The organism is Aromatoleum tolulyticum (genome assembly GCF_900156155.1).
In the GTDB taxonomy this organism is placed as follows: Bacteria; Pseudomonadota; Gammaproteobacteria; order Burkholderiales; family Rhodocyclaceae; genus Aromatoleum; species Aromatoleum tolulyticum.
On the sequence record NZ_FTMD01000022.1, the window covers coordinates 59,575 to 72,822 of the forward strand.

General features: G+C 68.1%; 12 protein-coding genes. 6 read left to right on the plus strand and 6 right to left on the minus strand.

The window, feature by feature from the left end; translation table 11 throughout:
- Nucleotides 1–10: 10 nt before the first annotated feature.
- From BW991_RS22105 to BW991_RS22115, 3 genes are read left to right on the plus strand one after another with little or no spacing between them, the layout of a single operon-like run.
- Nucleotides 11–1,798, plus strand: a complete 1,788-nt coding sequence (locus BW991_RS22105) for an FAD-dependent oxidoreductase (protein WP_076604280.1) — start codon at nt 11–13, stop codon at nt 1,796–1,798.
- Nucleotides 1,795–3,663: a 2-oxoacid:acceptor oxidoreductase subunit alpha gene (locus tag BW991_RS22110; protein WP_076604281.1), complete on the plus strand. Its 1,869-nt coding sequence runs from the start codon at nt 1,795–1,797 to the stop codon at nt 3,661–3,663. The genes BW991_RS22105 and BW991_RS22110 overlap by 4 nt, the downstream gene beginning before the upstream one ends.
- Entirely contained in the window at nt 3,660–4,715 is a 1,056-nt protein-coding gene (locus BW991_RS22115; RefSeq protein ID WP_076604282.1) for a 2-oxoacid:ferredoxin oxidoreductase subunit beta, read from the plus strand. The genes BW991_RS22110 and BW991_RS22115 overlap by 4 nt, the downstream gene beginning before the upstream one ends.
- A 338-nt stretch (nt 4,716–5,053) precedes the next feature.
- Here the strand turns inward: BW991_RS22115 and BW991_RS22125 are convergent, their stop codons facing one another.
- Genes BW991_RS22125 through BW991_RS22150 form a run of 6 tightly spaced genes read right to left on the minus strand, consistent with a single transcriptional unit; the run spans nt 5,054 to nt 9,917 of the window.
- Complete coding sequence (locus BW991_RS22125; RefSeq protein WP_076604284.1) at nt 5,054–5,797, minus strand: SDR family NAD(P)-dependent oxidoreductase; 744 nt, start codon at nt 5,795–5,797, stop codon at nt 5,054–5,056.
- 24 nt (nt 5,798–5,821) lie between these two features.
- The gene (locus BW991_RS22130; RefSeq protein WP_076604285.1) at nt 5,822–6,604 is read right to left on the minus strand and encodes a DUF2889 domain-containing protein; all 783 of its coding nucleotides are present in this window, start codon (nt 6,602–6,604) and stop codon (nt 5,822–5,824) included.
- A gap of 7 nt (nt 6,605–6,611) precedes the next feature.
- Nucleotides 6,612–7,760, minus strand: coding sequence for a thiolase family protein (locus BW991_RS22135; protein WP_076604286.1), 1,149 nt, complete (start codon nt 7,758–7,760; stop codon nt 6,612–6,614).
- 14 nt (nt 7,761–7,774) lie between these two features.
- Nucleotides 7,775–8,212 (minus strand): Zn-ribbon domain-containing OB-fold protein, encoded by a 438-nt coding sequence (locus BW991_RS22140; RefSeq protein WP_076604287.1) that lies wholly within the window; start codon nt 8,210–8,212, stop codon nt 7,775–7,777.
- A gap of 53 nt (nt 8,213–8,265) precedes the next feature.
- A complete protein-coding gene (locus BW991_RS22145; RefSeq protein ID WP_076604288.1) occupies nt 8,266–9,027 on the minus strand; it encodes an SDR family NAD(P)-dependent oxidoreductase in 762 nt (253 codons plus the stop codon).
- Nucleotides 9,024–9,917, minus strand: coding sequence for an SDR family NAD(P)-dependent oxidoreductase (locus BW991_RS22150; RefSeq protein ID WP_076604289.1), 894 nt, complete (start codon nt 9,915–9,917; stop codon nt 9,024–9,026). The genes BW991_RS22145 and BW991_RS22150 overlap by 4 nt, the downstream gene beginning before the upstream one ends.
- Nucleotides 9,918–10,412: 495 nt before the next feature.
- Here BW991_RS22150 and BW991_RS22155 point away from each other — a divergent pair, with 495 nt between their 5' ends.
- The 3 genes from BW991_RS22155 to BW991_RS22165 form a co-directional block, all read left to right on the plus strand.
- On the plus strand, nt 10,413–11,600 hold the full coding sequence (locus BW991_RS22155; protein WP_076604290.1) for an acetyl-CoA C-acyltransferase family protein: 1,188 nt from the start codon (nt 10,413–10,415) through the stop codon (nt 11,598–11,600).
- A 43-nt stretch (nt 11,601–11,643) separates the two neighbouring features.
- Nucleotides 11,644–12,495, plus strand: coding sequence for a 3-hydroxybutyryl-CoA dehydrogenase (locus tag BW991_RS22160; RefSeq protein WP_076604291.1), 852 nt, complete (start codon nt 11,644–11,646; stop codon nt 12,493–12,495).
- A 34-nt stretch (nt 12,496–12,529) separates the two neighbouring features.
- Nucleotides 12,530–13,248: acyl-CoA dehydrogenase family protein (locus BW991_RS22165; protein WP_170879158.1), on the plus strand; the 719-nt coding region annotated here is incomplete at its 3' end.

The window sequence follows — 13,248 nt, forward strand, 5'->3', positions numbered from 1 at the left end:
TTTATTTCCCTTGAAACCGACAGACCTCGGCGCGCCCGATTACCTGCACAAGGTGGTCGACTGCCAGTGGGCGTGTCCCGCGCATACGCCCGTTCCGGAATACATCCGGCTCATCGCGGCCGGCCGTTACGCCGACGCCTACGCCGTCAACTGGCGCTCGAACGTGTTCCCCGGCATCCTCGGCCGGGTGTGCGACCGTCCGTGCGAACCGGCCTGCCGACGCGGCCGGGTCGAGGAGCAACCGGTTGCGATCTGCCGCCTCAAACGCGTGGCCGCCGACCTCAAGGGCGACATCACCGACCGCCTGCCGCAACCCCCGCAGCAGAAGAACGGCCGGCGCATCGCCTGCATCGGCGCGGGCCCGGCATCGATGACGGTCGCGCGCGACCTGGCGGTGCTCGGCTATCAGGTCACCGTGTTCGACAGCGGCACGTCCGCCGGCGGCATGATGCGCAGCCAGATCCCCAAATTCCGCCTGCCCGACAGCGTCATCGACGAGGAGTGCGGCTATATCGAGGGACTCGGCGTCGAGGTTCGACTCAATCACTGGGTCGGCAGCCTGCGCGAGATGCTGGCGGGGAATTGGGACGCGATCTTCGTCGGCACCGGTGCGCCGCGCGGCCGCGACGCCGACCTGCCGGGCCGCCAGGAAGCGGCGGCCAACATCCACCTCGGCATCGACTGGCTCGCGAACGTCGCCTTCGGCCATGCCACGCGCATCGGCCGGCGCGTGCTCGTGCTCGGCGGCGGCAACACCGCGATGGACTGCTGCCGCTCCGCGCGGCGTCTCGGCGGCGAGGACGTGCAGGTCGTCGTGCGCAGCGGCTTCGACGAAATGAAAGCCTCGCCGTGGGAAAAGGAAGAAGCCATCCACGAAGGCATTCCGATCCACAACTTCCTCGTTCCGCTCGAGTTCGTGCATGACGGCGGCCGCCTCACCGGCGTGCGCTTCGACAAGGTGCGCGCGGAATACGACGCCAAGGGGCGGCGCAACCTCGTCCCGACCGGGGAGCCAGCCGTGCTCATGCCGTGCGACGACGTGCTCGTCGCCATCGGCCAGGAGAACAGCTTCCCCTGGATCGAGCGCGACATCGGTGTCGAGTTCGATCGCTGGGACATGCCGGTGCTGGACGCGAAGACCCTGCAGTCCACGCGGCCGAACGTGTTCTTCGGCGGCGACGCCGCGTTCGGGCCGAAGAACATCATCACCGCGGTCGCCCAGGGACACGAGGCGGCGATCTCGATCGACCGTTTCTGCCACGGGCAGGAGGTGGCGACACGCCCGGCGCCGCTCACCAACCTCGTCAGCCAGAAGATGGGCATCCACGAGTGGAGCTACGCCAACGACGTGTCCGAGGAGCGCCGGCGCAAGATGCCCGTGCGCGACCTGCCGGCGACGCTGGGCGACGTGCGCCTCGAGCTCGAACTCGGCTTCGACGTCGAGCTGGCGTGCAAGGAGGCCGCCCGCTGCCTCAACTGCGACGTCGCCACGGTGTTCACGCCGCGCGCCTGCATCGAGTGCGACGCCTGTGTCGACATCTGCCCGAGCGAGTGCATCACCTTCACCGCCGACGGCGAGGAAGCCGAGCTGCGTCAGCGGCTGAAGGCGCCCGCCACCAACATCGAACAGTCCCTGTACGTCGCCGACGGTCTCAAGACCGGGCGAATCATGGTCAAGGACGAAAACGTCTGCGTGCATTGCGGCATGTGTTCCGAACGCTGTCCCACCGGCGCGTGGGACATGCAGAAATTCGCCCTGCACGTCGCCCACGCCGGAGCGGAGGTCACCCCAGCATGAACACCAGACAGGCAATTCGCAGCACCAACGACTTCGTCATCAAGTTCGCCAACATCAACGGCTCCGGATCGGCCTCCGCCAACGAACTGTTCGCCCGCGCGATCATGCGCATGGGCGTAACGGTGTCGCCGCGCAACATCTTCCCGTCGAACATCCAGGGGATGCCGACGTGGTACGAAATGCGCGTCTCCGGCGAAGGCTGGCTCGCCCGGCGCGGCGGCTGCGACATGATGGTGGCAATGAACCCGCAGACCTGGGACCGCGACGTCGCCGAACTCGCCCCCGGCGGGTATCTCGTGTACGACTCGACGAAGATGCTGCCGCGCTCGAAATTCCGCGACGACATCACCGTGATCGGCATCCCGCTCACCGAGATGTGCAACCGCGACTACACCGACGTGCGCCAGCGCCAGCTCGTGCGCAACATCATGTACGTCGGCGCGCTGGTGGCGCTGCTCGACATCGACCTCGCCGACACAGAACGGCTTGTCGCCGAGCAGTACCGCGGCAAGGACAAGCTCATCGACGCCAACGTGCGGGCGCTGCGGCTCGGCCACGACTACGCGCGCAAGCATTTCTCCTGCCCGCTGGGGCTGCGCGTCGAACGTGCCGACGCGGTCGGCGACCGCATCTTCATCGATGGCAACAGCGCCTGCGGCCTCGGTGCCGTGTATGGCGGCGCGACCGTGGCCGGCTGGTATCCGATCACCCCATCCACGTCGGTCGTCGAGGCATTCGGCAGCTACTGCCGCAAGTTCCGCACCGATCCGGACAGCGGCCAGGCCCGCTATGCCATTGCCCAGGCCGAGGACGAACTCGCGGCCATCGGCATGGTCATCGGCGCCGGCTGGAACGGGGCGCGCGCCTTCACCGCGACCTCCGGGCCGGGCATCTCGCTGATGCAGGAATTCCTCGGCCTCGCGTATTTCGCCGAAATCCCGGCGGTCATCTACGACGTGCAGCGCGGCGGCCCCTCGACCGGCATGCCCACGCGCACGCAGCAGTCCGATCTGCTCGCCTGCGCCTACGCCTCGCACGGCGACACGCGTCACGTCCTGCTCTTCCCCGAAGATCCCTACGAGTGCTTCACCCTCGGCGCCCAGGCCTTCGACCTCGCCGAGCGCCTTCAGACGCCTGTGTTCGTCATGCTGGATCTCGACATCGGCATGAACGAGCGTCTCTGCCGGCCCTTCGATTGGGACGACAGCCGCCGCTACGACCGCGGCAAAGTGCTGACCCACGCGGATCTCGAGGCCGGCAAGGAGTTCGGCCGCTACCTCGACGTCGACGGTGACGGCATTCCGTACCGCACGATTCCGGGTACCCATCCGACCAAGGGGGCGTACTTCACGCGCGGCACGACGCGCAACCCGTACGCCAAGTACAGCGAGGCCGGCACCGACTATGTGTACAACATGGAGCGCCTGCGGCGGAAGTTCGATACCGCGAAGACGCTGGTGCCCGCCCCGGTGCTGACGAAAGCGTCGGCGCCGACCCGCATCGGTGCCATCTGCTACGGCTCGACCAACCCGGCGATGGCCGAGGCGATCGCGCTGCTCGAGGACGACGGCATCCACGTCGACACCCTGCGCGTACGCGCCTTCCCGTTCAGCGACGAAGTCATGGACTTCATCGCCGCTCACGACCATGTCTTCGTCGTCGAGCAGAACGAAAGCGCACAACTGCGCACGATGCTCATCAACGAGGGCGAAATCACGCCGAAGAAGCTCGTGCGCGTGCTGCACTACGACGGCACCCCGATCACGGCGCGCTTCATCGCCGGACGCATCGCCGACGAACTCGTCGCACTCAAGGTCAGCACCCTCGAACCCCACGCCAACCCGCTGCGCAAGGTGGCCCCATGACGTACCTCGCCAAACCGAAACTGCTGCGCGCAGACACCCCGCGCAACGCCCTCGGCTACACCCGCCGCGACTACGAAGGCGCGATCTCGACGCTGTGTGCCGGCTGCGGCCACGACTCGATCAGCGCCTCCATCGTGCAGGCCTGTTTCGATCTCGACATCGAGCCGCACAAAGTCGCCAAGCTGTCGGGCATCGGCTGCTCGTCGAAGACGCCGGACTACTTCCTCGGCAACTCGCACGGCTTCAACTCGGTGCACGGGCGCATGCCTTCGGTGCTCACCGGTGCGGCGCTGGCGAACCGCAACCTGCTGTACCTGGGCGTATCGGGCGACGGCGACTCGGCCTCGATCGGCATCGGCCAGTTTGCGCATGCGATGCGCCGCGGCGTGAACATGACCTACATCGTCGAGAACAACGGCGTGTACGGCCTCACCAAGGGGCAGTTCTCCGCGACCGCGGACAAGGGCTCGAAGAACAAGAAGGGCGTCGTCAATGCCGACAGCCCGATCGATCTCGCCGCGCTCGCGCTGCAACTGGGCGCCACCTACGTCGCGCGCAGCTTCTCGGGCGACAAGGAACAGCTCGTGCCGCTCATCAAAGGCGCCTTGCACCACCGCGGCCCGGCCTTCATCGACGTCATCAGCCCGTGCGTGACCTTCAACAACCATGCGGGCTCGACCAAGAGCTACGACTACGTGCGCGAGCACAACGCGGCGGTGAACCGGCTCGACGTGATCCTGCCCAAGGCGCAGATCGAGGCCTCCTACCCGCCGGGCAGCCTGCGCCGCGTCGTGCAGCACGACGGCTCGCTCCTGCACCTGCGCAAGTTGGGCGTCGATTACGATCCGTCGGACCGCATCGGCGCGATGAACTACCTGCAGGAGCGTCAGGCGCTGGGCGAGATCGTCACCGGGCTGCTATATGTCGACAGCAGCGGCGAGGACATGCACGCGCATCTCAACACCGTCGATAAACCGCTCAACCTGCTGGGCGACGCCTACCTGTGTCCCGGCAGCGGCGCACTGGCCGCACTCAACGCGTCGCTGAGGTAGCCCCATGATTCCCGTTCATGTTTCGCTCAATCGCGCCGGACACCCCCCGCGCCGCGTGTGCGACCTGTGGTTCGACAGCGCGCGCGCAGCCTGGGCCGGCGAATCGGCATCACGCAAGCGGCAGTCCGTGGACCAGGGCCGGGCCGAACCGGTCCGCGCCAGCCTCGGTGGCGGAAGGATGGCCGGGATCTGCAACGCCTGCGCCGGCGCGGTGGCACGGCGCCTTGCCGACCGTGAGGCGCACTGCAGCGGGTGCCAACCCGCCTGATTTTGCCGTAGCCCCGGCGGGACCGCCTTGCTGCCGGGCTGCGCTTCACGCTGCCGCCTGTGGGTGCCCTCTACAGGATCCCCCCGTCCAGCTGGATGATCGCGCCGGTCGTGTAGCTCGACCGCGGGCTCGCGAGATACAGAGCGCTCGACACGATCTCCTCCGGCCGGCCGATGCGTTTCACCGCCGACGGCGCGTTGCGGTCGTAGTCCTCGCGCCAGCTGCGCGAGATGTCGGTCCAGAACGGGCCGGCCATGATCGCGTTGACGCGAACGGTGGGGCCGAACTCCATCGCCTGCGATCTGGTGACGATGTTGAGCGCGCCCTTCGCCGCGGCATACACCGGATACACCGGCTCCGGCCGGATCGCCGCCGTGCTGGTGATGTTGATGATGGCACCGCCGCCGTTCGCGCGCATGTGCTCGGCAACCAACGCGGAGAGACGGAACGGTCCCTTGAGATTCACCGCCATGATCTTGTCGAAGAGCTCTTCGCTCACCGCGGCCGACGATTCGGCGACCGGCGCGATCCCCGCGTTGTTGACGAGCACGTCGATGCGGCCGAAGGCCTCCAGTGCGCCCTCGACGAGCCGCGGCAACTCATCCCATTTGCCGACGTGGCAGCCGATGGCGATCGCACGGCGCCCGAGGCCCTCGACTTCGGCGACGACCTCGGCGCAGCTCTCCGCCGAACGGCTCGTCGCGACGATGTGGGCGCCGCACTCAGCGAAACCGAGTGCCATGGCACGGCCCAGCCCGCGGCTGGCTCCCGTCACCAGCACGACCTTGTCGGTGAAATCCGTGTAGTGCTGCATCGCGTTCGATCTCCGTGATTCGGTTCAGGGTTGACGGCGCACCTGCGCGAGCATGTCCCAGGGGTTGGTGTCATAGCGCCGGCGCGAGTTCGCGATCGGGATCGCGTGCTCGCGCTGCGCCGGCTGGAAGGAATGGCACACCGCCGCCTGGCCGAGTTCGGCGGCCGAGCCGAGATGTTCGATCGTGATCCGTCGCCCGTTCGACACGAAGGCGACGCGGCGCAGCACGAGCGCCTGCTCGGCCTCCTCGGGGTCGAGCGATTCGGTCCACTCGCGGAAGCCGCGGTAGATCGTGCGTCCGGCGTGCGCGTCCGGCGCCATGATGCGGTCGTCGTGGAGATCCCACTGCAGCACGATGCCGCCGTCGCGCTGTAGCGTCGCGCGCAGCCAGCCGTCGGGCGCGTCGGGGCGGACTGCCGCGAGCGGTTCGATCGTGCCGTGGTATCGCCGACGGCCCCGGCCGGCGTGCGCGTGCGCGACCATCAGGCTCGCGAGGTCGAAGAGGTGCGTGCATTGCAGACGCATATCGACCAGCGTGCCGACCTGCGACGCCCGCGCGACGAGCGGCTTGCCGACCAGCGCCTGCAGCGGCTGCCCGGCGTCGGCGCAGGTCGTCCACGGGTAGCGCGGCGAAGCCATGCGCACTTCGCGGATGTGCGCGCCGTCATGCACGAGCGTGAGCCCGAAGTGGTGCGACTCGTCCTCGAGCCACCCGACGACGGTCTGTGCGTCGGGGGCATCGAGGTCGATCTGGCGGCGGTAGATCCCCTCGAAGGGGACGTCCGCCATCTGCCTGCGCCACGGCATCGCGCGCCTACCGCTGCAGGATCGTCACGCCACTGACCCCCGGCGCACCATAGACGTGGGTGTAGCCGAGCCGCGGAATGCCGGGCACCTGCCGCGCGCCCGCTTCCTGGCGCAGCTGCGTGCAGATCTCGATCACCTGGCGCAGGCCCGAAGCGCCGATCGGTTCGCCGTTGGCGAGGCAGCCGCCGTCGGTGTTGATCGGCAACCGCCCGCCGATCTCGGTTTCGCCGTCGCGCAGCAGCCGCTCCTGTTCGCCGTGCTCGCAGAAGCCGTTTTCCGCCATGTGGATGATCTCGCTGCCGGAGTCGGTGTCCTGCAGCTGCAGCACGTCGATGTCGCGCGGGCCGACACCCGCCTGTTCGAACGCCGCGCGCGAGGCGGTGACCGTCGGGGCGGGCGCCTGCTGCGCGGCCAGCGCGGGACTGAAGACCTCGAAGGAGCCGTGGTGGCGCGTGCGCACGATGGCCGCTTTCACGATGATCGGCTTGGGGTGGTAGCGCTTGGCGACTTCCGCCGGGCACAGCACGAGCGCCGCGCCGCCTTCGGCCGGATTGCAGAACATGTACTGGCGCAGCGGCAGATTCACCGGCATCGATTCGGCGATCTCCGCATAGCTCATCTCGCGCCGCCGCCACGCCTGCGGGTTCAGCGCACCGTTGCGGAAGGCGCGCTGCGCAACGCGCACCAGCGCGTCCTCCGTGATGCCGTGCTCGTGCATGTAGCGCCGCGTCTTCAGCGCGAAGAACTGGGTGGTCAGCATCAGGCCGGTCTCGCCGTACCAGTCGGGCAGGCCCCAATCGCGCGGATGCGGGTTGAAGGCGCCGCGCGGATGCTTGTCGAAGCCGACCGCGACCGCGAACTCGGCGCTGCCCGAGCGGATCGCCGCGACCGCGCTCGCCAGCGCGCTGCCGCCGGTGGCGCAGCCGTTGGCGACGTTGATGAAGGGCAGGCCGGTGAGGCCGAGGTCGTTGCACAGCGCGTCGGCGTTGCCGGCGTCGTGGCTGCCACCGTAGGCGATGCCGACCGACTCCCAGCCGATGCCGGCATCCTTGAGCGCGGCGCGCAGCGCGATCGCGCCCTGGGCGCGGCCTGTGAGCGTGTCGTGGCGACCGAAGGGGTGCAGGCCGATGCCGATGATGGCGACGTCTTGAGCCATGGGTGAATTCCTTTTCAGGCGGATGCGGACGGGCGGAAGGCGAAGGTGAACACCTCGCTCTCGTCGCCTTCGCCGGTCGTGCGATAGGGGATCAGCGTCAGTTCGAGCGGCATGCCGATCTGCAGTAGCGCTTCGTCGGCGACGGTCAGGCGCGACTCGACCTTGATGCCGCTCTCCATCTCGACATAGCCGACGCCGTAGGGCCGGAAGGTCTCGGGCGTTTCGCCGCTGTTGTAGGGCGCCTTGGGCAGGAAGCCCTGGATCGTCCACGACCACAGCGTGCCGCGATGGCCGACGTCGTGCGGACTCATGCGCGTCGCGGTGCAGCGCGTGCAGCTGTCGGTGGCGGGGAAATACACCTCGCCGCATTCGTCGCAGCGGCTGCCGACGAGATGGGGCGTGTCGCCTTCGAACCGGATCAGGTCCGGACTGGCCAGTACGGGATGGGGCATGTTCGGTTCCCTTGTCGTGAATGGAGGAAGAGGAGGGGAGGGAGCCGGGCGGCCTAACGCGCGGTCAGACCTCCGTCGATGGTGAATTCGGAACCGGTGACGTAGCTCGATTCGTCGCTCGCGAGGTACACGACGAGATCGGCGACTTCCTCGGGCCGCGCGAAGCGCGCGAGCGGCGTTTCGGCGAGGAACTCGCGTGCGACCGCCGGGTTTGCATAGGCGGTCGCGGTCAGCGGCGTCTCGACGTGACCGGGATGCACCGAGTTCGCCCGCACGCCGTTGCCGGCCGCCGCGCATTCGAGCGCGGTGACCTTCGTGAACAGGCGCACACCGGCCTTGGCCGCGCTGTACGCGCCCGCGTTCGGCCCGGCGACGAGCCCGCGGATCGACGACATGTTGACGATCGCCCCGCGGCCCGAACGCGCGAGCAGCGGCAGCGCTTGGCGGGTGCCGAGAAACACGCTGTCGAGGTTCACCGCGAGCGTCGCGCGCCATTCGGCGAGGGTGGTGTCGGCGATCGAGCGGAAGCGCCCGAAGCCGGCGTTGTTGACGAGGATCTCGAGGCGCCCGAAGTGCGCCGTGACGGCGTCGATCGCGCGACTCCAGTCGGCTTCCTGCGTGACGTCCATCGTGATCGCGAGCGGCTTGCCCCCGCCGGCCCGCAGTTCCGCCTCGATCGAGGCGAGGCCGTTCGCGTTGCGGTCGGCGAGCGCAAGTTCGGCGCCTTCCGCCGCGAAACGCCGTGCGGTCGCGAGTCCGATGCCGGACGCCGCGCCGGTGACCAGCGCGACCTTGCGTGCGAGGCGTCCGGTCATTGGGCTGACTCCCGCTCGCCGACGTCGCGCCGGCTCAGCGCGAGCAGGGTCGCGAACTGCGGATTGCGGCGTTCGAGGATGGCCCCCATGCGCTCGCGGATCGCGTCGTCGAAACTGTCGGTGGTGATCACGTAGAGGCGGTCGTCGAGCACGGCCTGACAGGCGATCTCGGCGACCGCTTCAGGCGACATCGCGCCCGCATACAGGCTCGCCGCGATCGCCTGCAGTTCCTCGGTCTCAGGCGCCGGGCCGTCTGCCGGGCGCAGGCCATCCGGGCGATTGCGCTCGGACTCGTAGATGCGCGTGTTCACGAGTCCCGGGCACAGCAGGCTCACGCCGATCGGCGCATTGCGTTCGCGCAGCGAAGCGTACAAGGCCTCCGTCACCCGCACCGCGGCGTGCTTGGCCGCGCTATAGACCGGAGAGCCGGAGCCGCTGATCAGCCCGGCGACCGAGGCCGTCGTCAGCACGTGGCCCTCGTCGCCGGCGTCCAGCATGCGGGGGATGAAGCTGCGCAGGCCGTGGATCACGCCGTAGAGATTCACGTCGAGCGACCAGCGCCAGTCTTCGAGGGGGAATTCCCACACCGCCCGGTAGCGCCCGGACGGGACGACGCCGGCATTGTTGCACAGCAGATGGACGGCACCAAAGGCCGCGTACGCCCGCTCGGCAAGGGCGTCCACGTCTGCCGCGCGGGCGACGTCGGTACGTACGCCGATCGCGGTGTGGCCCGCTTCGACGAGTTCATTGCAGACCGCCGCAAGCGCCGCCTCATCGACGTCTGCGGCGACGACCTTCATGCCTGCACGGGCGAAGCGCCATGCCATCGCCGCGCCAATGCCGCTGGCAGCACCTGTGATCACCGCAACGCGTCCGGCCAGTTCTTGCATCGGGTTCTCCTGGGAATGGATGACCCTGCCGCATCGCCATCCGATTGTATCGATGGGGGCTTGTCATCCGGGATCGACTCACTTAACATTCGACTCAAGCGTATCGACCGACCGGTCGGGTGTCAAGTAAGCCCGGCCGGTTGCCGGTGGTGCGCGACTGCTCCTCTGCTCTTTTTGGTGGTGTCTCACTTCGACGATTGCGTCTCCTCTCTCCAGCAACTCGCGTCGAAGCTTTGCCGTCCGGTGACGCGAGTCCGCCGGACGGCTTTCTTTTTTTCGAGGCTCGATCCGATCGGTGCAATGAGCGCGGGTCGGCAGTTCGCGCGCGCGGGCGAGAGGACGGTAATCGGGTTGATCGGGATTTCGACAAACGGCTTGTCGTCCGCGTGTCGATGTTTTAGTATTCGCCCGACCGATCGGTCGAGACTGAAGGCCGAGCGGGTGCCCAAATGGCACATGGAATCCACGGATAACCTTTAAGAGGCGTTGAAAGCGATGTCGCAGCGTGAAGTTGTCGTGCTGGGAGCTGCACGGACTCCCATCGGAACGTATGGCGGAACCCTGAAGGACATTCCGCTCACCGAACTCGCCACGGTCGCGGTGAAGGCCGCCCTGCAGCGTTCCGGCGCGGCGCCGGACGCGATCGGGCATGTCGTGATGGGCAACGTCATTCCGACCGAGCCGCGCGACGCCTACCTGAGCCGCGTCGCCGCGATCGATTCGGGCATCCCCGAAACTGTCCCGGCGTTCAACGTCAATCGCCTGTGCGGCTCCGGCCTGCAGGCCATCGTCTCGGCGGCGCAGGCGATCCGCCTCGGCGACTGCGACCTCGCGATCGGCGCCGGCGCGGAATCGATGTCGCGCGGTCCCTACACCGTGCCGAACCTGCGCTGGGGCGCGCGCATGTTCGATGCGCGTCTCGTCGATTACATGAACGGCATCCTGCACGACCCGTGGAAATCGGTGCACATGGGTATCACCGCCGAGAACGTCGCCGAACGCTATGGCATCACGCGCGAGATGCAGGACGCGCTCGCGCTGGAAAGCCAGCGCCGGGCCTCGGTCGCGCTCGTCGAGGGTTATTTCAGGGACCAGATCGTTCCCGTCGAAGTGAAGACGAAGAACGGCATCGCGCGCTTCGACACCGACGAGCACGTGCGCTCCGGCGCCACGCTCGATTCGCTCGCCGCGATGAAGCCGGCCTTCCGCAAGGAGGGCGGCACGGTCACGGCGGGCAACGCCTCCGGCCTCAACGACGGCGCGGCCGCGGTGGTGCTCGCGGAAGCGGGCCGTGCGGCGGCGCTCGGCCTGAAGCCGCTCGCGCGCCTGGTGGGCTACGCCCACGCCGGTGTCGAACCTCTGTACATGGGCATCGGCCCCGTGCCGGCGACGCGCCTGGTGCTCGAACGCACCGGCCTCAAGGTCGAGGACCTCGACGTCATCGAGTCGAACGAGGCCTTCGCGGCCCAGGCCTGCGCCGTGACGCGCGAACTGGGGCTGGATCCGCGCAAGGTCAACCCGAATGGTTCGGGCATCTCGCTCGGCCATCCGGTCGGCGCGACCGGCGCAATCATCACGACCAAGGCCATCTACGAACTGCACCGTACCGGCGGGCGCTACGCGCTGGTGACGATGTGCATCGGCGGCGGACAGGGCATCGCGGCGATCTTCGAGCGGCTGTAAGACACGGCCGGGACATTTTCAGCATTCAGAGCGGGAGCGAAGCATGGGTATCAGCACGGTAGGCGTCCTCGGGGCGGGAACGATGGGCAACGGCATTGCCCAGGTGTGCGCGGCGGCGGGGTTGTCCGTCGTCATGGTCGATATCTCGGCCGATGCGGTGGGAAAGGGGATCGCGACGATCTCCGGCAGCCTCGACCGCCTGATCAAGAAAGGGCAGCTGACGGCCGCGCAGAAGGACGAATACCTCGACCGCATCCGCGGCACGACCGATTACGCGGACCTCGCGCGGGTCGACCTCGTGATCGAGGCGGCGACCGAGAACGAGGCACTGAAGCTGAGGATCCTCGCCGAGGTCGACGCGGTCGTCGGCCCGGATGCGCTGATTGCCACCAACACCTCGTCGCTGTCGGTGACGCGCCTCGCGGCCGCGACCAAACGCCCCGAGCGTTTCGTCGGCATGCACTTCTTCAACCCGGTGCCGCTGATGGCGCTGGTCGAGCTGGTGCCGGGACTGCGCACCTCGCCCGCGAGCGTGGAAGCCGCGCGGGGCTTCGTTGCCGCGATCGGCAAGACCGCTATCGTCGCGAAGAACAGCCCGGGCTTCGCGGTGAACCGCATCCTGTGCCCGATGATCAACGAGGCGGTCTTCGCGCTGCAGGAAGGACTCGCGTCCGCCGAGGAGATCGACGCCGGCATGAAGCTCGGCTGCAACCAGCCGATCGGCCCGCTGGCGCTCGCCGACCTCATCGGCCTCGACACGATGCTGTCGGTGATGGAGATGTTCCACGCCGGCTTCAACGACCCGAAATACCGGCCCGCGCCGCTGCTCAAGGAAATGGTCGATGCCGGCTTCCTCGGGCGCAAGAGCGGCCGCGGCTTCTTCAACTACGCCTGAGATCGGCGAACCATCTCGCGGGAGTCAGCCAAGCATGAACTTCGATCTGTCGGAAGAACTGTCGGCACTGCAGCAGAAGGTGCGCCGCTTCATCGCGGAGGAAATCATCCCCTACGAGCGCGACCCGCGCCGGACCGCGCACGGGCCGAGCGAGGAGCTGCGCGCGGAACTGATCGCCAAAGGGCGTTCGGCGGAGCTGCTGTCCGCGCACGTGTCGAAGGAATTCGGCGGGCTGGGGCTCGATCACCGTGCGAAGGCGGTGTTCTTCGAGGAGGCCGGGTACTCGCTGCTCGGGCCGGTGGCGCTCAACATCGCGGCACCCGACGAGGGCAACATGCACCTCATGGAAGTGGTTGCGCGTCCCGAACACAAGGAACGCTGGCTGCGCCCGCTCGCCGCCGGCGAGATCCGGTCGTGCTTCTGCATGACCGAGCCTACGCCGGGTGCCGGCTCCGACCCCTCGATGCTGCAGACCACCGCGGTGCGCGACGGTGACGACTACGTCATCAACGGGCGCAAGTGGTTCACGACCGGTGCCGACGGCGCCGCGTTCGCGATCATCATGGCCAAACTCGAAGACGGGCGCGCGACGATGTTCCTGTCGGACACCGACGTGCCCGGCTTCGTCGTCGAGCGTGCGATGGACACCCTCGACAGCTGCTTCCCCGGCGGCCACGGCGTCGTGCGCCTGGACAACGTGCGCGTGCCCGCCGCGAACATCCTCGGCGAGCTGGGCGAGGGCTTCAAGTACGC

Excerpts from the sequence above, each read along its gene's own strand:
- BW991_RS22110 (WP_076604281.1), top strand. The coding sequence starts at position 1,795 with ATGAACACCAGACAGGCAATTCGCAGCACCAACGACTTCGTCATCAAG.
- BW991_RS22115 (WP_076604282.1), top strand. The coding sequence starts at position 3,660 with ATGACGTACCTCGCCAAACCGAAACTGCTGCGCGCAGACACCCCGCGC.
- BW991_RS22155 (WP_076604290.1), top strand. The coding sequence starts at position 10,413 with ATGTCGCAGCGTGAAGTTGTCGTGCTGGGAGCTGCACGGACTCCCATC.
- BW991_RS22135 (WP_076604286.1), bottom strand. The coding sequence starts at position 7,760 with ATGGCTCAAGACGTCGCCATCATCGGCATCGGCCTGCACCCCTTCGGT.
- BW991_RS22160 (WP_076604291.1), top strand. The coding sequence starts at position 11,644 with ATGGGTATCAGCACGGTAGGCGTCCTCGGGGCGGGAACGATGGGCAAC.
- BW991_RS22150 (WP_076604289.1), bottom strand. The coding sequence starts at position 9,917 with ATGCAAGAACTGGCCGGACGCGTTGCGGTGATCACAGGTGCTGCCAGC.
- BW991_RS22140 (WP_076604287.1), bottom strand. The coding sequence starts at position 8,212 with ATGCCCCATCCCGTACTGGCCAGTCCGGACCTGATCCGGTTCGAAGGC.
- BW991_RS22130 (WP_076604285.1), bottom strand. The coding sequence starts at position 6,604 with ATGCCGTGGCGCAGGCAGATGGCGGACGTCCCCTTCGAGGGGATCTAC.
- BW991_RS22145 (WP_076604288.1), bottom strand. The coding sequence starts at position 9,027 with ATGACCGGACGCCTCGCACGCAAGGTCGCGCTGGTCACCGGCGCGGCG.
- BW991_RS22125 (WP_076604284.1), bottom strand. The coding sequence starts at position 5,797 with ATGCAGCACTACACGGATTTCACCGACAAGGTCGTGCTGGTGACGGGA.